Genomic DNA, 17,815 nt, shown 5'->3' with positions numbered 1-17,815 from the left:
GGAGCAGGTTTGCCGAAGCCGCGGCAGGTCTTGCGTTTCCGGCACAGGGTCTACTGAAGCCGGCGCAACGGATGGGCGAAGAGGTCGATGGGTTCCGGGAGATCCTCAACGGAAGGGTCTGGAACGGTCGAGATTGCGCCAGCGGGGATGAATGGGTGGGCCTGGGCCAAGGATTCGGAAGACGCAAAGGGGGCTTTCTGCTCCGAGGGGTCGTTAAGGGTAAAAGGACGTTTCCGCGCCGGAACACTCGAGACGATCGAAGGCTCTGCATAAGTGGCAGAAGAAAAAGCTTGACGGGCCAAGGCATGGAGAGCGCCATGGCTTCCGCGCATTCCGCTAGGGGGATCAGCCCAGACGGCGGTGATGACTGTTCCCTCTTCCGCCCAGAGAATCACCTGTTCGCCTGGGGCGCGGCGGAGTTCGAGCTGGTAGCCCAGACGTTGGCGATGGGCGAGGATTCTCTCTAGTTGCTGCAGGAAGGATGAGGGCCCCTGCAGCCGGACCGTTGTTTCGGTGGTCAGCAGGAGCGTTTCCGATTCCTTGAGGATCTCTTCGTAAGAAGACAGCAAGGCCGGACTTGGCGGGGGAGCGGCGATTTCCCAGCGCATAAGCGCCATCTGCGCCCGTTCCAGATCAGCCAGGAAGGAGCGGCGGAGATAGTCCAACAGGGCTTGCGGCGGTTGGGGCCGGTAGCGCGCCGGTTCCCCGGGGATCAGGAGAACTGCCTGTTTTTCCAGCAGGCGAGGCATCGTCTCGTAAATCTTCGGGTGGGGCACACCAGACAAGCGGCTGATCTCATACCCGGTAGCGGGGTGCTTTTTCAGCAGGGCCAGGTAGGCTTGACCTTCATAGCGGGAGAAGCCCAGGGCTTGTAACAGCGATAACAGGTTTTCATCGATCATCCGGACCCCCCCACTGTTTTTCGTAACTACTAAAGTAGTAACGCTGATGGGCGTATTTTACTCCCAACGGAAAAGTTTGTAAAGGGATCAAACGTCAAGATCTGAACTTTGAAGCTATTGTCACTATCCTTTGACGATAAGGCTGATGCCCTTGTCGAGAGCCTCTCAGGCGGGTTCAAGCGTCGGATTTTCATCCTTCACGTGCTGGTGCGGGTCCTGCTGACGGATGCCTGACCTGGGCACCGGTGCGGTTGATGGAGAAGCGGCTGCTCACGTGAGGAGCGGCTAGTGGCAAGGAGGTTGCATGGCTGTTTCAAGGTGGGGACAGTTTTAAGGTTGAAACTGCCATGCGCAAGCAAGCCTAGAGATCAGATCAAATGAGAAAGACGTCCTTAGCTGGGAACTGCAGCCAAGGGGCGTCTTTTCCGTTTATCAGGACTGATGCACCTTTCTTTTCCCTTTCGAATAAAATGGGAGCGCAATGGAGGAGCAAAGAGGTGAGGAAATGGCCGTCATCAAAGCGCCTGCAGACCACGTCAAAATGCTGGCCCGCCTGATGCGGGCTGAAGCGGAAGGCGAAGGCCAGCAGGGGATGCTTATGGTCGGCAATGTGGGCGTCAATCGCGTTCGGGCCAACTGCCTCGACTTTCGGGGCATCCGCTCAATCCAGCGGATGATCTATCAATCGCCCGGCGGGTTTGAAGCGGTGCAGCGGCCCTACTTCTACCAGAGAGCCAGAGAAAGAGATCTGCGGTTGGCGCGGCGCGTCGTCAGAGGGGAACGCATTCGTCCGGCCAGCAACGCCCTGTGGTTTTTCCGGCCAGGCGGCGCCGGCTGCCCGGGGACTTGGTACAGACAGCCGAATACGGGGAAACACAAAAAACACTGCTTTTTTGCGCCGCTGCAGAGGAATTGCCCTGACGTGTACCGAGGGTAGAAAGGATGTGCTTTCATGGACCGTGATCATCGTGAAGAGATGAGACCGATCGCAGGAAGACCGGATTACACGGGCCAGCCTGGTCCTTGTGATCAAGACGCATGTCGCCCCGAGCCTTATCCGCTGCCTGCCCAACCCATGTATCCCATGCCTGAAATGCCTGCGCCGGGTCCTATGACTGGTCCCATCGCAGCGCCCAGTCCTTGCCCCATGCCCGGCATGATGCCAGAGATGCCCGGGATGTTACCCCAGATGCCTGGGATGATGCCGGGAATGGTCAGCCCTATCTGCGCCTACCCGATGCCCACGGTTCCCTATCCCCCTAGCGGCGGCATGATTCCGGGCGGGCCTGTCATGGAGGAAGGACCTCAGGTGCCGGGCATGTTGCCCTTGGAACAGTCGTACATCGAAAACATCCTTCGTCTCAACCGGGGTAAGGTGGCCACCATTTACATGACCTTCGAGAACAATGTGCAGTGGAACGCCAAGTGCTTCCGCGGGTGCATTGAGGCGGCCGGCCGCGACCACATCATCCTTAGCGACCCCAAGACAGGGAAACGTTATCTCTTGTTGATGGTGAACGTCGATTATGTGACCTTTGATGAGCCCATTGCTTATGATTACCTGAATCCGTGAGTTGATTTAGAAGCTAGACTTCCAATCTGATTATCCAGGGTATCTAGCGCCGCCGGTGCAGCAGCGGTAGCAAAATATTGAGGGAGCAATGCCCGTGCCGGAAGTGTGCGGGCATTTTTTTACTACAAAAGAAAATAGGACTTGGGACCTAGATCCTTTCGTTAGAAAATGGTAGTATGAACTTATAAATAAGGAAGTTTCTCAAAATAATATGCAAGGTTGCGGGGGGCTTATGAACCAACAGGAACAGGGGTTTACGATTTTAGAGACGGTCCTCGCTCTTTCGATTCTGTCTATCATCGTTCTTGCAGCCACCAATGCCTATGTCTTTGCCACCACCCGCGGTACGGAAGAGCGGAATAAGGCAACGGCACTCGCCTTGGCCGCGGAACAACTGGAACAGTATAAGGAGGAATACTCCCGCAATTATCGTTTTGATAAAGAAGGGTATCTTTATCGTCAAAATGAGGCTGGGCAGTGGGGGCACTATGATGTCCCCCCGATTCCAGACAACGATCTACGTAACAACCGCAACAATATGTGGTTTCATTCAGAACTTCAGGTGCGCTGCAGGGACCTGGAGAAGCATATTGATGTCAATGCTGCTTTTGTTATCGCGACAGATAAGAACGGAAATGAGCAAAAACTGTATGACAACCAGTTGATACAACTGACTGTCAAGGTCTCATGGCCTCAGGCGGCACCGCCGGAGCAGAGGCGAACGGTTGAACTGACAACATATGCCAAAACGAGGTAACTGTAATGGTGCAATCCGACAGCCGTGACCAACGGGGTATGACGCTCGTCGAGGTGCTCACTGTTGTGGCTATCCTGTCTCTGGCTTTTACGGCCATCTACGCCATGTTGCAGATGAACAGCCGTGTACTGGAACGGGAGAGCAGAAACGCTGAAATCCGCTCAGGACTTTATGATCAACTGAACAGCCTCTTGCGGGATGCCCAAAAAGCGCGGAAGCTGGTGATTAACGATGCCGACCCCAAGCTTGTTCAATTGGAGTTGTATAACGAACTGTTTGAGCCCCATGGGGTAAAAACATACCGTTTGACCGACGCAGACGGAGACGGACAAGATTATATCTTGTCTGTAGATGGCAATGAGGTGCCAGGCCTCCGGGTGAACTCGATTGAAGGCGAGACATTCAAGTTCTTTAAAAAAGAAGAAGGAAGCAGCATACTCGTCGTTGCGATGAATTGCCGCGATATCCGGACGAACGGCGCCGAGATGGTGTTGGAGACGTCGATTACCAGCCGGGTCTATGGTCCATCGGCGCATGTCAATACGTTGAAGCTAGAAGACCATAGGGGCCATGTGCTAATTGACGACGACAAGCCAGCTTTTTTTTTCTATTCAACAGCCTGCACAGAAGGCGACAAACTTACATTGACGACAGACTATGATGATGATGCCTACCATATTGAATATTGGTTGATAAAAGGAATAGATAAAAATAAGCTGACTGGAATAGATGGGTTTACGATATCGGCTGCTGGTGAGTACCGATTGATTGTAACAGTTGTCAATCAGAACGATGAGAAAGACAAGGTGGACTATGAAATTGTTATCTATGCAAAACCGAGAGTTAATGGGTAGTAATCGTTGAAGTCGCTTGTCTGACTGTTTAATCTATTTTGACAGAACGTTGTCAATTGGGGGTGTGCTTTCCGGTGCAAAGGCTGGACCGACGTGAACAGGGTTCGCTTGTTCTGGTCCTACTCTTCATGATAGTCCTGATGACGACGGCCACCGTCCTGATCGAAGGCACCCTCTCAGAGTATTTGGCGAATAGGAACCGCCAGAACGATATAGTGGCCCGTTATGCGGCGGAAGCAGGGGCGGAGCAGTATCTTTATGAAGTGGTTCGTCAAATAAACGCGCTGAATGACTCTGATGGCTATGCCTTAAAAAGTGAAGGTGAATCGGAAACAAGCTGGTATAACAAAGATAGGCTGGACGTGGATGCTTTTTTCGAATACCTTGTCATTCCGGGCGTAGATACAATCAATGAGGAGTTGAAAAAAGAAGAGGCGAACAAGCTCCCGGGCGGAGGGCATTTTCTGCTGAAGAAGCGCCCTGAGATCATGAACAACGACGCAATCAATGAAGCCTCTTATGATCCCGCTGATCCGAATAAGCTTGTCAATCCTCAAATCTATCTTCCTGAAAGCTTGGATATCTCTGTTTTCGAGATCGTCGATTCCTTTAAGATGAGGTATACCGTTGTCGCTACAACCGCCGCGGGTGTGACACGGGAACTGGAAGTGACCTCTATTATTAATGTTTGTTTAAAGAGGTCGAGGGTTACTTTTGGAGAAAGTCCAGAAACAACGCTGGAACAAGAATGGCGCTTTGAATTATTGCAATAAGAGCAGAGTCAGTGCTTTATTAAGTTTGTATAAAGCTTTGCTGAATTGAAGAAAGGTGCCTAGGAATGAAGGTCTCCTTTGTCGAAGTGTGGGTCACCGAACAGGATCGATGGGGATATTGGGGTCGGTTGGGAACAAGGACGATGAAGATGAAATAGAAGGAAAGGGAGGTGAAGTCTTCGGGGCCTTTGAAGGGGGAAGCCCGAAGACGAGTGATGAGGCGTTGGAAGAAGTGGATCAGCTTAGTTGCTCTCTGTGTGTTTGCTGTGGTCACGGCGTCTGGACTAGACCACGCATGGGCTGCCAGCAAATTTTATGGGCCATCCTCTGATAGGAACAACGGCAACTGGCGTGATAAGTATGTATTTATGACGGATACGCCGGAAGCCGACTACATGTTCCGTGTGGGCGATATTGACAACTTTGCCACTGGATGGGAACAAAACTTTGATCCTTTTAGCGGCCAGAAAACGAAAAATACCCATGCCTTTCCGCCACGGACACAGCCAGCTGACGAGCCGACTGGCTTTGATGTGGTCATGATCGGCTCCAAGTCGAAAACCAATCCTGTGTTACGGCCTGATTATGACAAAGAAGAACATAAAGGGCATGACGGCTACAGCGGAATGCAGAATGGAAGACCTACCGCGATGACGGCAACGCCGATCACCATCGACTTTACCCAGTACAAGGATGAAATCTTTCAACAAGGTCTCAACTCAGTCCTATTGCAAATGTATCTCGACGACTTTCAAGCGACCCGTTTCGGAACAAAATACAAGGTCTGGATTAACGGACAGAGAGCCTATTTTATGGAACCGGCCATTAACTCCCTCGCCCAGAGCGGCCCCAGGGGCCAGTTAGTGACCATTCCAATTCCAGTTGAATTCCACCCCTTGTTGCTCAGTGGTAAGCTGACGCTCAAGTTTGATGATGATGAGACGGGATACCCGGACGGATTTGCCATCGATTTTGCAAAACTCTTGATTAACGTGAACAAGACGTCCAGTACAGGCGCGATCAGAGGGAAAGTGAAGGATAAGGAGAATGGCGGAAATTTGCCAGGTGCCACAGTGGCAATACCGGGGTTGATGGCTGTCACAACGGATCGCAATGGTGATTTTCTCCTAGAAAATGTGCCTGCTGGCCTAGCCTTCGTTACAGCTTCCAAACCGGGTTACGAAAGTTTGACGAAAAACCTGGACGTTCGCGCTGGAAAGACGGAAGAATTGCAATTTTGGCTTCGTTATGGTGGCGATGTGACGGCGCCCAGCGGGAGCTTGATAATCAACGGAGGAGCGGAGACGACAGGATCTCCTGTCGTCGATTTGACCTTGAAGGCGCAGGATCCGGAGCCGAATGCTACAGGTGTTCAGCAGATGCGCTTTTCAAGTGATGGGGTAAGTTGGACGCAATGGGAGACGTATTCAGAGAGTCGCAAGTACATGCTGCCTGGAAGCGGCGGCTTAAAGCACATCTATGTGCAATTTATGGATGGGGCCAACAATGTGAGCGAGACCGCTTCCGCTTCTATCCGATTTGTACCGCAAGTTGTTTCAATTGCTTTTGAACAAAGCCAATACAAGGTTGCCGTCGGTATGAAAGCCAGCGTCAAGGTAACGGCCTTTTTTAGTGACAACAGTAGTCTTGATGTGTCCACTGATTACAATACGACCTATCAGAGTGATGAGAGTGCGATTGTTACGATCACGGGTGGCACAGTGACAGGTGTCAAAATGGGAACCGCGTCCGTGACAGCCCTCTATGGTGGAAAGAGCACCACAACGACAGTTGCCGTAGGACCACCAGAACTGGTCGGCGTCACTTGGGATTCCAACAATTACGTGTTACCTAAGGGAACGCAGCAAGTCGTCACGGTGACGGCCCACTATAGCGACATGTCCAGCAGAGATATTACGAAGGACCCCAAGACCGACTACCGGACAGCCGACCCAAGCGTGGCCACTATCTCGAATGGAGTCGTCACTTCGAAAATGGAAGGATCGTCTAACGTGACGGCTACGTATAATGGAAAGAGCTCTACCTGTACGGTTAACGTCACCGCGGCAGCTGTCAGGGAGATTCGTTGGGAACCAGAAAGTTACAGCATTCCGAAGGGAGACAGCCAATCCTTCACCATTCATGCCATCTACACCGACAATTCCTCCTTGGATGTGACGACCGATCCCCGGATGCGGATTGTGCCTGATAATCAGGCGGTGGCCACGGCAGCAGGTGGCAAGATCATCGGCCAGGGACAAGGAAATACGATGCTCAGGGCGACTTTTGAAGGGATCAGTGAAAGCGCATTGGTCGTTGTGGGCGCGCCTGAGATCAAAGAACTTCGCTGGGAAGGCGCACCTTATCGGCTTGCCAAAGCCGAGAGCCAAAGGGTTACGGTGACGGCTATCTACTCGGACGGCAGTGAAGCAGACATTACAGGTCAGGCTTCCTACAGGCCGGATAAGCCGCAGGTGGCGACGATGGACCGAGAGAATGGCCGGATCGAAGGCATCGGTGTCGGTGATACGACCATAACAGCCTCTATGGGCAGCATTTCCAAAGGGGCTGTCGTGACTGTTACGGAGCCGACGGTGCAACGGTTAATCTGGGAACCGGCGAGTTTTTCCTTGGCTAAGGGGCAAAGCCAGCCATTTACGATCAAGGCCATGTATACCGACGGCTCCTCTTTAGATGTGACAACAGATCCCCGGCTGCGATTCGAGCCGGACCCACAGATGGTGGCCGCAGCGGCAGGGGGGGTGATCACCGGTCTTGGGCAAGGAAATACGATGCTCAAGGCAACCTTTGAAGGGACCAGCGAAAGTGCAGCCGTCTCCGTTGGCGCGCCTGAGATCAAAGAACTTCGCTGGGAAGGCTCGCCTTACCGGATGATAATGGGCAACAGCCAACCCTTTGCGCTGATAGCCATCTACTCGGATGGCAGTGAAGCCGACGTGACAGAAAAGGCTTCTTACTGGCCGGAGAAACCGTTTGTGGTGAATATAGATAGCTCTCTCCGACAGATCACAGGCCGCAGCGTTGGCGATACTTTGCTTTATGCCTCGATAGGCGGTGTTACGAGAGAGGCCCTTGTGACTGTCGATGAACCGATGGTGCAGCGGATATATTGGAACCAAGATCTTATGAACATGGACATGAATACAACAAAAATAGCTTCACTGATGGCGGAATTGACCAATGGTACAAATGTGGAAATCACTGGAATGAAAGATGTGAGCTACGAAACAGATGATGATACCGTTGCCGTCTTCTTCAAAAATAGTGAAAAGGTCATTTCTATTGGAACTGGAGTGGCACAGATTACGGCTCGTTACGGTAGCCTTACAGCGAAAATGACGGTACGTGTTTCCGCTCCCTCTGCTTCCGATTCTCGTGACTCTCGCTCCTCCATCAATATCAACCAGTGGAACAACTAACCTGCCCCCCCGATTCGTCGGGGGCTTTTTTGCGCAGTAAATAAAAAGGAAAACAAGTCGTCGAAGGCGAAAAAAGGGGGAAGAATAGGGTGATGGCCATGATGTTTGCGCCATCTCGGGAAAAGGGGAGCGGCATTTGGAAGCAAAAGAACGGTTGATCGTGGCATTGGATGTAGACACCCGGGACGAAGCAATGGCCATCGTCCGCGATGTGGGGGGGCGCTGCGGCCTCTTCAAAGTGGGGATGCAGTTGCACAACAGCGTCGGTTTTTCCGTTACCGAAGAGATTTTGTCACTAGGTTATTCCGTCTTTATGGATCTGAAGTTTCACGACATCCCTAATACCGTCGGCAAGGCAGCGTCGGTCGTGAGCCGGCGGGGGGTGAAGATGTTCACCGTTCACGGCGCAGGCGGACGGGAGATGCTCTGGCGGGCTGTCCAGGGCGCAAAAAATACCCACGGAAACAAGGGCATAGGGGGGGCGCTCGTCTTGGCCGTGACCGTCTTGACTTCCCTGTCCCAGGTTGCACTCAACGATGAGGTAGGTCTGCCGGGAACGGTCGAGGAGAATGTGGTTCGCTTGGCTCGCCTGGCCCAAGCGGCGGGGGTGCAAGGCGTTGTCGCCTCGCCGCAGGAGATTCGGTCTATCCGTGCAGCTTGTGGCGATGATTATGTCATTGTCACGCCGGGGGTTCGTCCGTCCTGGGCGGCCATAGACGATCAGGCGCGGGTGATGACGCCGGCGGAAGCGATGGAAGCTGGCGCATCCTATCTTGTCGTGGGACGGCCGATCACAGCAGCGACTGACCGTGCTCAAGCGGCTTTGCGGATTGTTGAGGAAATGGCCGAGGGGCTGGCACGCCGGAATAAATAGCAGCCCGTTCAGATGACAAAGCAGGTGAACCCGGCTGTTGTGGGCTTATGATTTGAAGAAGGAGCGATAGTAGGGTGGAAAAGGAATATACAGTTGATGACAGCGCCCGGTTAAGCCATGACGAGGTACTTCATATCTTTCGCCAGAGTGAGGCGCTGCTGGAAGGGCATTTTCGTCTCACCTCCGGCCGCCATAGCAATCGCTATGTCCAATGTGCCCAGGTGCTGCAACATCCTCCATATACAGAACGGCTGTCGCGCCACCTGGCTGCATTGCTTCGCAAAAGCGTCGGCCTTCCCGACGTGGTGATCGGACCGGCCATGGGCGGGATTTTGGTCGCCTATGAGGTCGGACGGGCGCTAGGGATTCGTGCCATTTTCACGGAGCGCGAGAAGGGAACCATGACCTTGCGGCGGAACTTCGTCGTCCATCCAGGCGAGACGGTCGTTGTCTGTGAAGATGTGGTGACAACCGGCGGTTCTGTCCGCGAGGTCATCGACGTGGCGACGGCGGCCGGCGGGCGTGTGGTAGCTGTGGCCTCGCTGGTGGACCGGTCCAACGGACAGGTGGACTTTGGCGTCCCCTTCTTTGCCGCCCTCTCGATGGAGGTGCTTTCTTGGCCGCCTGAGGAGTGTCCATTGTGCAAGGAAGGTACAGCGGCCATTAAGCCGGGAAGCCGGACTTGACCGCTTTTTTGGACAGACAGGATCGGGGATAATTGAGCGGCAGGTGTCAAACCGGGAAGGGGATATTACGTGAAAATACTGAAACCAGCCCGGCGGGTTGATGCCGTTCCTCAGGTGAATGTGGCTGAATTGGCCGATCAAGGCGTCCAGGGCGTAATCATCGACCTAGACAATACCTTGACAGAGTGGAACCAGAATCATCTCTGTCCGGAGATCGCCCGTTGGCTGGAAGAACTCAAGCGATATGGAATCAAGCTTTGCATTTTGTCGAACAACAAGGAAAAACGAGTCCAATCCTTTGCCGAGGCCTGCGGGGTGCCTTATATCTCCAATGCCCGCAAACCGTGGCGTCGGGGATTTTGTCGCGCCATGAACCTTTTGGGGACAAGGCCGGAACAGACGGTTGTCATTGGCGACCAGATTTTCACCGATGTCCTCGGCGGGAACCGATCTGGTCTCTACACGATTCTGGTCAACCCGATCAGCCGCCGAGAGTTTCTTGGCACACGACTTGTCCGGCGGTTGGAGCGTTGGGTGTTGCGCAAGCAGCCGCCTCGCCGCTGGCGAAAGCAGTTTTTTCGTCAAAAAACAAAGGAGGGTCAGCCGTAACAGGCGACCCTTCTTGTCGTTAGCGATTGTTTTCCTTTTTGTAGGCCAAGAGGATAACCTCATCATTCTCGCTCCTCTGGGCATTGAGTTGCTGCTCGACCTTGTGTAGCGCCTGAAACTGGTCTTCGCTCAAGTTGGCGAAGGGCATCTGCTTATCCATAGGGAGGCCTCCTTTTCCACTCTAGGGGTGTTAATGTCTAATATAACTATAACCATTGCGGATGGGTCTCATGCCTCCGCAGTCCTTTGGCCGACAGGGCCGTTGGCGACAGCTTGTGGTTTATTTATGTCAAAGCGCCTTTGAGTCAACTGGGCTCAGACCGGAGTTGCGCCGCCAGCGCAGATGAAATACTGGGAGATAAGGGGGGGCTGGCGATGAATCGTCCCATGTCTGGAACTGCCATCGACGGTCATACACAATGGGTGGCGCTGCTCGGCTATCCGGTTAAGCATTCCTTTTCACCAGCTATGCACAACGCCGCCTTTGAACGGTTGGGGTTTAACTGGCGATACGCCGCCCATGCCGTCAGAACGGAGGACTTGGAAAAGGCTGTCGCAGGACTAGCGGCGCTCGGGTACCGGGGCGCCAATGTGACCGTTCCCCACAAGGAGCAGGTAGCGAGACTGCTCGATAGTGTCGAGCCCTCAGCAAAGCGGTTGGGGGCTGTCAACACCATTGTCATATCGGACGATGGCAAGACGAAGGGATACAATACAGATGGGATCGGTTTTCTGCGCGGGCTACAGCAGGATGGCTTTGCCGTTGCTGGAACAGCAGCCTTGTTGCTGGGATCTGGAGGCGCGGCTCGGGCAGTGGCCTTTGCCCTGCTCGACGGGGGTGTGCGCTCCCTTGTCGTGGTGAATCGGACGTCGGAAAAGGCGGAAGCCTTAGTGGACTCCCTGCGCCAGTCGGGAGTTGCCGAAGGGGTAACCCTGCGCGCTGGCGGATGGGAGGAGGCTTTCCTGTGCGAGCGCGCCAAGGAGGCCGATCTCGTCGTTAACGCCACTTCCTCGGGAATGGTGAAGGGAGACGGCGTCATCGCCTATCCGCTTTCTCCGGAACGGTGGCTCTCCCCCGGCGCTTTTATTTGCGATCTCGTCTATAACCCGTCGGAGACAGAACTGCTGTCGGTAGCCCGCTCCATGGGCTGCCGCTGCCAGAACGGTCTGCCTATGCTGCTCCACCAGGGGGCGGAAGCCTTCGCCCTATGGACCGGTCAGGAGCCGCCGCTGGCCGTGATGACAGAAGCGCTTGTGAAGGCGAAAGGAAAATGAGGGAGTATTTGCTTGCCGGCCTAGGCTCAAAAGAGCAGGAAAAGATAAGAGAAACGTGGAATCTTGACGAAATTGCATTGGCAGATTTGAATAAAGAAGGGATTTTGCACAGATGGCGGCGTTACGTTATTTGACGGCTGGCGAATCGCACGGGCCAGCGTTGACGGTCATCGTGGAAGGCATGGTAGCCGGCCTTCCCCTTCAAGGGGAATACATCGACGAGCAGTTGGCGCGCCGGCAGAAAGGCCACGGCCGTGGCGGCCGCATGGCCATTGAAAAGGACCGTGCAGCGATCCTCTCGGGGATCCGAGGCGGAAAGACCCTGGGAAGCCCTATCTGCCTGCAGATTGAAAACCGGGACTGGAAGAACTGGTCAGCCATCATGGCGGCCAGTGAAGAAGCAAACCTGAACGAACGGAGGGTGACCCAGCCCCGTCCTGGTCATGCCGACTTGGCCGGCGCTATCAAATACGATCAGCGGGATATCCGCAATATTTTGGAACGCTCCAGCGCCCGCGAGACGGCGGCCCGTGTCGCCGCCGGCTCCGTAGCCCGCCGGTTTTTGGTCGAGCTGGGCATCGAGATCTGTTCCCATGTGACAGCCATTGGGAATACCGCAGTTACCGGCGGCCCTATTGACCGGACGGAAGAAGAGTGGGTCAAAATTGCCGCCCGGGCCGAGCAGTCGCCGGTCCGCTGCGCTGATTCTGCCCTGGAACAGGCGATGATCAGCGCCATCGACCAGGCCAAAGCAGGCGGCGACAGCCTGGGTGGCATCGTCGAACTGGCCGTCCTGGGCATGCCTGTCGGCGTCGGCAGCCATGTGCAGGGCGACCGGCGGTTGGATGGGCGCATCGCCGGCGCCATGATGGGCATTCAAGCCATCAAGGGTGTCGAGATCGGCCTCGGCTTTGCCGCGGCCTTGCGCCCAGGATCACAGGTCCACGACGAGATCGGCTATGACCGGCAGAGAGGCTATGAGCGGAGCACGAACCGCGCCGGCGGGGTCGAGGGCGGCATCAGCAATGGCGCCCCTGTCGTTGTGCGCATCGCCATGAAGCCGATCCCCACCCTGTACAAGCCATTGATGACAGTCGATATCGACAGCCGTCAGCCCGTGGCGGCGTCGGTAGAGCGATCGGACGCCTGCGCCGTTCCTGCAGCCGCTGTCGTTGCTGAGGCCGTTCTGGCCATCGTCATTGCCGATAGTCTACTGGAAACGACAGGCGGCGATACGCTGGAACAAGTCAAGGAGCGCGTCGCCGCTATGCGAGAACAGGCGCTGCGTTTTTGAACGGCGAGATGGGGTACGAATAATGGACATGCAAATCCAGCATCAAAGCGACAAGGAACAAAGTCACAATCACAAAAGGAATGTGGTCCTCATTGGTTTTATGGGAACGGGCAAGTCCACCGTAGGCCGTCACCTGGCCGCCCGGCTGGGCTACCGTTACGTCGACACCGATGTGGAGGTGGAAAAGGTGACCGGGATGACCATCGCCCAGATCTTTGATCAGTACGGAGAGGTCCGCTTCCGTTCTGAGGAAACGCAGATGGCCCGCAAAGTGGCTTCCCTGGAAGGGTTCGTCGTGGCGACGGGCGGCGGGATTGTGCTCAAGCCTGAAAATGTGTCCGCTTTGCGATCCAGCGGCGTGCTTATCGGACTGGAGGCAACAGCAGAGGTGATCTGGTCGCGCGTGGCCCGCCGCAATCACCGGCCGCTGATTCAAAAGGATATTAGCGTTGACGATATCCGCGAGATGATGGCGAAGCGAAGGCCTTATTACGCCTTCGCCGATATGACAGTGGACACGTCGCACCTGAGTGTCAACGACATTGTCGAGGTTATTCTCACCTATCTGCGCAACCGCGGTGAGCAACGGGGGGAGTCCTGGGCGACGGGAGAATTGGGAGGAGAGGAGCTATGACGGGAGAAACGACCACAAAGGAAACAACCACAAAGGATGCGACGCCGGTCACCCGCGTTGAGGTGGGGCTAGGCGCTCGCACCTATTCCATTGACATCGGCGCTGGGTTGCTGAGGCAGGCAGGTGCGTTGATCGCCGAAACCCTGCAAGGAAAGAAGATCCTGATCGTCACAAACGCGGCAGTCAACGATCTTTGGGGTGCGCCCTTGCGCCAGTCCCTCACCCAGGCCGGGTTCTTTGTTGCCACAAAGGAAATCCCAGACGGGGAGGCCCACAAGCGCATCGAAACGGTGGCTGCCCTGTATGACGCCTGTGTCGAGGCCCGCTTAAACCGCACGTCGGCTGTCGTCGCCCTGGGCGGAGGTATTGTGGGCGACGTGGCCGGTTTTTTAGCAGCTACCTATATGCGGGGCATCGAATTCATTCAGGTCCCGACGACGCTGCTCTCCCAGGTTGACTCGAGCGTCGGCGGCAAGGTGGGCGTCAACCATCGGGAAGGCAAAAACTTGATCGGTGCCTTTTATCAACCGAAGCGAGTAATCATCGACACAGACACCCTGTCCACTCTCCCGGTCCGGGAGGTGCGTGCCGGCTATGGCGAGGTGATCAAGACGGCCTTGCTAGGGGATTCGGATCTGTTCGCCTATCTCGAAACCTCCGCGCCGGATGTGCTGCGCCTTGATGCTGGCGCACTCCGCCATGTTGTCGCCGCCTGCTGTCGGACGAAGGCAGTTGTTGTCGAGCAGGACGAAAGGGAGGCGGGCCTTCGCGCCATCTTGAACCTCGGCCATACCTTCGGCCATGCCTTGGAGACCCTCACTGGATACCAAACTTATCGCCATGGCGAAGCCGTGGCAGTCGGCCTGATCGCCGCCTGTCGATTGGCTGTGTCGGTCCTCGGGCTGCCAGAGGCGGTGACAGCACGCGTTGCCCGCCTCGTCGAGGCGGCGGGTCTGCCCACGTGGTTCCCCGCCTTTTCTGCCGATGATTGGCGTAAAGCCTTGGCGCTAGACAAGAAAAATCGTGATGATACGGTCACCTTTGTCTTGCCCGAAGGGATTGGGCAGTGCCGTGTTCTTGCTGACGTACCCCTTAGCGAGGCGCTTGTGGTAATCGAAGCAATGACCAAAGGCAGGGCGAAATAATCCAGGAAGATCCAAGGTCGCAACAGAGGAAGCGGGGGCGGTAGTTATGGCATCGACCTATCGGCGGAAGTTAGGCGACCTTTTACAAGAATACAACCTCATTACGGATGAGCAACTCCAGCAGGCGTTAGTGGAGCAGAAGAAAAGGGGGGAACGCCTGGGGCAGACGCTTGTTCGTCTCGGCTTTGTGACCCAGCAGATGATCAACGAGGTGTTGGAATTCCAGCTAGGGATTCCAACGATTTCACTGCTTCAGTACTCACTCAACGCTGAAGTGCTCAAGTTGCTTCCGGAGGGCCTCTGCCGCCGCCACAAATGCCTCCCGGTGAAGCGAGCGGGCAACCGATTGACGGTGGCCATGGCCGACCCCTTGAACCTGCTCGCCTTGGATGACATCAAGATGGCGACGAACCTGGAGATCGACGCGGCGATCGTGGCAGAAGACGAGCTTGAACAGGTCTTCGAAAAGATCTATGGATTGAATGAGGGACAAGAAGCAGACATCAAACGGTTGGAAGTGGAGGCCAACCGTGCCGACGAGGAAAGGTCGATCATCGACCTAGGAGAGCTGGAACGAATGACCGCCGTCGGCGACGCGCCCATCGTCCGGGTGGTCAACACGATCCTGCAGCAGGCCGCCAAGGAAGGCGCCAGCGATATTCACCTAGAACCTCAGGAGGGAGGGGTCCGGGTCCGTTACCGCTCTGACGGCATCCTCCGCCATGTGCTCACACTGCCCAAGGCTGCTCATCCGGCACTGCTGTCCCGGATCAAGCTGTTGGCGAAGATGAATATCGCCGAAAAGCGGCTCCCCCAGGACGGGCGAATCCAGACGAAGCTGGGCGACAAGATGATCGATTTGCGCGTTTCCACTCTCCCGGCCATCCACGGTGAAAAATGCGTCATCCGTCTCTTGGATAAGAGCAACGTGCTCTTCGATCTGCGCCAGCTTGGCTTCCAAGATGAGGTGCGGAAGGCTTATGAAAAAATTGTCCGCAATCCCTATGGCATGGTCCTCATCACAGGACCGACCGGCTCGGGCAAAACGACCACCCTCTACGCCTCGATTCATGAGATCAATACGCCGGAAAAAAACATTGTGACCGTCGAGGACCCCGTCGAGTATGTGCTGGATGGCGTCAACCAGGTGCAGGTGAACATGCGGGCCGGTCTTGACTTCGCCAGCGGCCTTCGCTCGATCCTCCGCCAGGATCCCGACGTCATCCTGGTCGGGGAAATCCGTGACCGGGAAACAGCCGAGATCGGTGTCCGGGCGGCGACGACCGGTCACCTCGTTTTTTCTACGTTACATACAAATGATGCGGCCGGCTCTGTCAACCGACTCGTCGACATGGGGGTCGAACCCTTTTTGGTGGCATCCTCCCTTGTCGGGGTTGTGGCGCAGCGTTTGGTGCGACGTGTTTGCGCCAACTGTAAGCGGCCATACACCCCGGAACCAGGTTCTGCGGAACGGATCTATCTGGGGGTTGCCGATGATGCGCCCTTGACCCTTTTCCAGGGACGCGGCTGTGTTGCCTGCAACAATACAGGCTACAAAAAGCGGGTGGCCATTCATGAGGTGCTGACGGTCACGGCGGCTCAGCGCAAGCTGATCCTGGAGCGGGCTTCTGCTGACGCCATCGCCGCCCAGGCGATCCGCGATGGCATGATTCCCATCCGTCAGGATGGCATGAGCAAGGTCTTGCAGGGGCTGACGACCGTGCAGGAGATTCTGCGCGTGGCCTATGTCAACGAGTAGAGGGGAGGCGCCTTCTCTTGCAGATCCATGATATCCTGATGCTCGCTACTGAGAAAAACGCCTCTGACGTGCATTTCACGGTCGGCCGACCGCCTTTGTTCCGGATCAACGGCAAGTTGACGTCGATACAGGAATTGGGTGTTCCCCTCGACAGCCCGTGGCTGCGTCCGCTCATGCCGCCTGATACGGACGCCTTAGTGCGGCAGGTGCTCAACGAGAAGCAATTGGCCAGCTTTGAACAGAAGGGAGAGGCCGACCTCTCCTATGCGGTGCCTGCGATTGGGCGTTTTCGCGTCAACGCCTTTCGCCAGCGCGGAAGTTCTGCCATGGTGCTGCGGATCATCCCCCTGAAGCCGCCTTCCTTTCGCGAACTTGGCTTGCCCGAGGTGTTGGCCACCCTGGCGCGTCGCCCCAATGGCCTGGTGCTGGTCACTGGACCCACCGGCAGCGGCAAGTCGACAACCCTGGCTGCCATGATCGACCTGATCAACTCAGAACGGGCCGAACATATCATCACCCTGGAGGATCCCATCGAGTTTCTTCACCGCCACAACAAGAGCATCGTCAACCAGCGGGAAATCGGCATTGATTCTCACTCCTTTGCCGGCGCACTGCGGGCAGCCATGCGGGAAGACCCTGACGTCATCCTTGTCGGCGAGATGCGCGACCTGGAGACGATCGCCACGGCCATCACGGCAGCGGAGACGGGCCATCTGGTCATGGCCACCTTGCACACGAACGATGTGGCCCAGACCATCGACCGGATCATCGATGTCTTTGATGTGGGGCAGCAGGCCCAGATCCGCATTCAATTGGCCACTGTCCTACAGGGGGTAATCTGTCAACAGTTATTGCCGCGGGCCGATGGCCGGGGGCGTGTGGTCGCCCAGGAGATCATGGTCTGTACGACCGCCATCCGCAACCTGATCCGGGAGGGGAAGACCCACCAGATCGCCACGGCGATCCAGACCGGTGGCAAGCTGGGCATGCAGACCATGTTTGCAGCTTTAAAAAACCTGGTCACCAAAGGGCTTGTGTCGCGGGAAGAGGCGGTGAAGAAGGTCGCCGATCCGGATGGGTTGATACGGTACATGATGGATATGTACTAAGGAGATGGCGATTAGACGCTGTTTTTTCGACAATATGCCTTGTTTTACAACTGCCGTTGTTAAATGGATATAAAGCTACATTAAAGAAAGGTTAATGGGTGGAAAAATCTCTTTGCAAGGCTTGAGCATTG

General features: G+C 55.6%; 17 protein-coding genes. 15 read left to right on the top strand and 2 right to left on the bottom strand.

Translation table 11 applies throughout. The features are described from left to right. Positions 1-50 precede the first annotated feature (50 nt). Positions 51-902, bottom strand: coding sequence for a TrmB family transcriptional regulator (locus tag AC0CW1_RS08670; protein ID WP_488182670.1), 852 nt, complete (start codon positions 900-902; stop codon positions 51-53). A gap of 505 nt (positions 903-1,407) precedes the next feature. Here AC0CW1_RS08670 and AC0CW1_RS08665 point away from each other — a divergent pair. The 9 genes from AC0CW1_RS08665 to AC0CW1_RS08625 all read left to right on the top strand — a co-directional run bounded on the left by AC0CW1_RS08665 (position 1,408) and on the right by AC0CW1_RS08625 (position 10,468). Continuing rightward, positions 1,408-1,839: a cell wall hydrolase gene (locus tag AC0CW1_RS08665; RefSeq protein WP_488182669.1), complete on the top strand. Its 432-nt coding sequence runs from the start codon at positions 1,408-1,410 to the stop codon at positions 1,837-1,839. 252 nt (positions 1,840-2,091) lie between these two features. After that, complete coding sequence (gene gerQ / locus AC0CW1_RS08660) at positions 2,092-2,475, top strand: spore coat protein GerQ (protein ID WP_488182668.1); 384 nt, start codon at positions 2,092-2,094, stop codon at positions 2,473-2,475. A gap of 232 nt (positions 2,476-2,707) precedes the next feature. Further along, positions 2,708-3,232 carry a type IV pilus modification PilV family protein gene (locus AC0CW1_RS08655; protein ID WP_488182667.1) on the top strand — a complete coding sequence of 175 codons (525 nt, stop codon included), beginning with the start codon at positions 2,708-2,710 and terminating at the stop codon, positions 3,230-3,232. A 5-nt stretch (positions 3,233-3,237) separates the two neighbouring features. Further along, a complete protein-coding gene (locus AC0CW1_RS08650; protein ID WP_488182666.1) occupies positions 3,238-4,086 on the top strand; it encodes a type II secretion system protein in 849 nt (282 codons plus the stop codon). Positions 4,087-4,160: 74 nt separating this feature from the next. Continuing rightward, positions 4,161-4,859 carry a pilus assembly PilX N-terminal domain-containing protein gene (locus tag AC0CW1_RS08645; protein ID WP_488182665.1) on the top strand — a complete coding sequence of 233 codons (699 nt, stop codon included), beginning with the start codon at positions 4,161-4,163 and terminating at the stop codon, positions 4,857-4,859. Between the two features lie 215 nt (positions 4,860-5,074). Next, positions 5,075-8,299 (top strand): carboxypeptidase regulatory-like domain-containing protein, encoded by a 3,225-nt coding sequence (locus AC0CW1_RS08640; protein WP_488184119.1) that lies wholly within the window; start codon positions 5,075-5,077, stop codon positions 8,297-8,299. A 136-nt stretch (positions 8,300-8,435) separates the two neighbouring features. Beyond that, positions 8,436-9,173: an orotidine-5'-phosphate decarboxylase gene (gene pyrF, locus AC0CW1_RS08635; protein ID WP_488182664.1), complete on the top strand. Its 738-nt coding sequence runs from the start codon at positions 8,436-8,438 to the stop codon at positions 9,171-9,173. Between the two features lie 74 nt (positions 9,174-9,247). Continuing rightward, complete coding sequence (gene pyrE, locus AC0CW1_RS08630) at positions 9,248-9,859, top strand: orotate phosphoribosyltransferase (protein WP_488182663.1); 612 nt, start codon at positions 9,248-9,250, stop codon at positions 9,857-9,859. 69 nt (positions 9,860-9,928) lie between these two features. Beyond that, positions 9,929-10,468, top strand: a complete 540-nt coding sequence (locus tag AC0CW1_RS08625; protein WP_488182662.1) for a YqeG family HAD IIIA-type phosphatase — start codon at positions 9,929-9,931, stop codon at positions 10,466-10,468. Between the two features lie 19 nt (positions 10,469-10,487). Here AC0CW1_RS08625 and AC0CW1_RS08620 read toward each other — a convergent pair whose 3' ends face one another. After that, a complete protein-coding gene (locus AC0CW1_RS08620; protein ID WP_488182660.1) occupies positions 10,488-10,628 on the bottom strand; it encodes a hypothetical protein in 141 nt (46 codons plus the stop codon). Positions 10,629-10,843: 215 nt separating this feature from the next. Between AC0CW1_RS08620 and AC0CW1_RS08615 the strand changes: the two genes are divergently transcribed. The 6 genes from AC0CW1_RS08615 to AC0CW1_RS08590 all read left to right on the top strand — a co-directional run bounded on the left by AC0CW1_RS08615 (position 10,844) and on the right by AC0CW1_RS08590 (position 17,684). Continuing rightward, positions 10,844-11,743: a shikimate dehydrogenase gene (locus tag AC0CW1_RS08615; RefSeq protein WP_488182659.1), complete on the top strand. Its 900-nt coding sequence runs from the start codon at positions 10,844-10,846 to the stop codon at positions 11,741-11,743. Between the two features lie 112 nt (positions 11,744-11,855). Beyond that, positions 11,856-13,037, top strand: a complete 1,182-nt coding sequence (aroC, locus tag AC0CW1_RS08610) for a chorismate synthase (RefSeq protein WP_488182658.1) — start codon at positions 11,856-11,858, stop codon at positions 13,035-13,037. Positions 13,038-13,059: 22 nt separating this feature from the next. Then, positions 13,060-13,671 (top strand): shikimate kinase, encoded by a 612-nt coding sequence (locus AC0CW1_RS08605; protein ID WP_488182657.1) that lies wholly within the window; start codon positions 13,060-13,062, stop codon positions 13,669-13,671. Further along, the gene (aroB, locus tag AC0CW1_RS08600) at positions 13,668-14,816 is read left to right on the top strand and encodes a 3-dehydroquinate synthase (protein ID WP_488182656.1); all 1,149 of its coding nucleotides are present in this window, start codon (positions 13,668-13,670) and stop codon (positions 14,814-14,816) included. Before AC0CW1_RS08605 ends, aroB begins: the two co-directional genes overlap by 4 nt. A 46-nt stretch (positions 14,817-14,862) precedes the next feature. Next, on the top strand, positions 14,863-16,575 hold the full coding sequence (locus AC0CW1_RS08595) for a GspE/PulE family protein (RefSeq protein WP_488182655.1): 1,713 nt from the start codon (positions 14,863-14,865) through the stop codon (positions 16,573-16,575). A gap of 17 nt (positions 16,576-16,592) precedes the next feature. After that, the gene (locus AC0CW1_RS08590; protein WP_488182654.1) at positions 16,593-17,684 is read left to right on the top strand and encodes a type IV pilus twitching motility protein PilT; all 1,092 of its coding nucleotides are present in this window, start codon (positions 16,593-16,595) and stop codon (positions 17,682-17,684) included. The last annotated feature ends 131 nt before the right edge of the window (positions 17,685-17,815 follow it).

Source organism: Heliomicrobium sulfidophilum, from assembly GCF_057715735.1.
The sequence above is the reverse complement of the archived record's forward strand: the minus strand, read 5'-3'. Positions and strand labels throughout refer to the sequence as shown.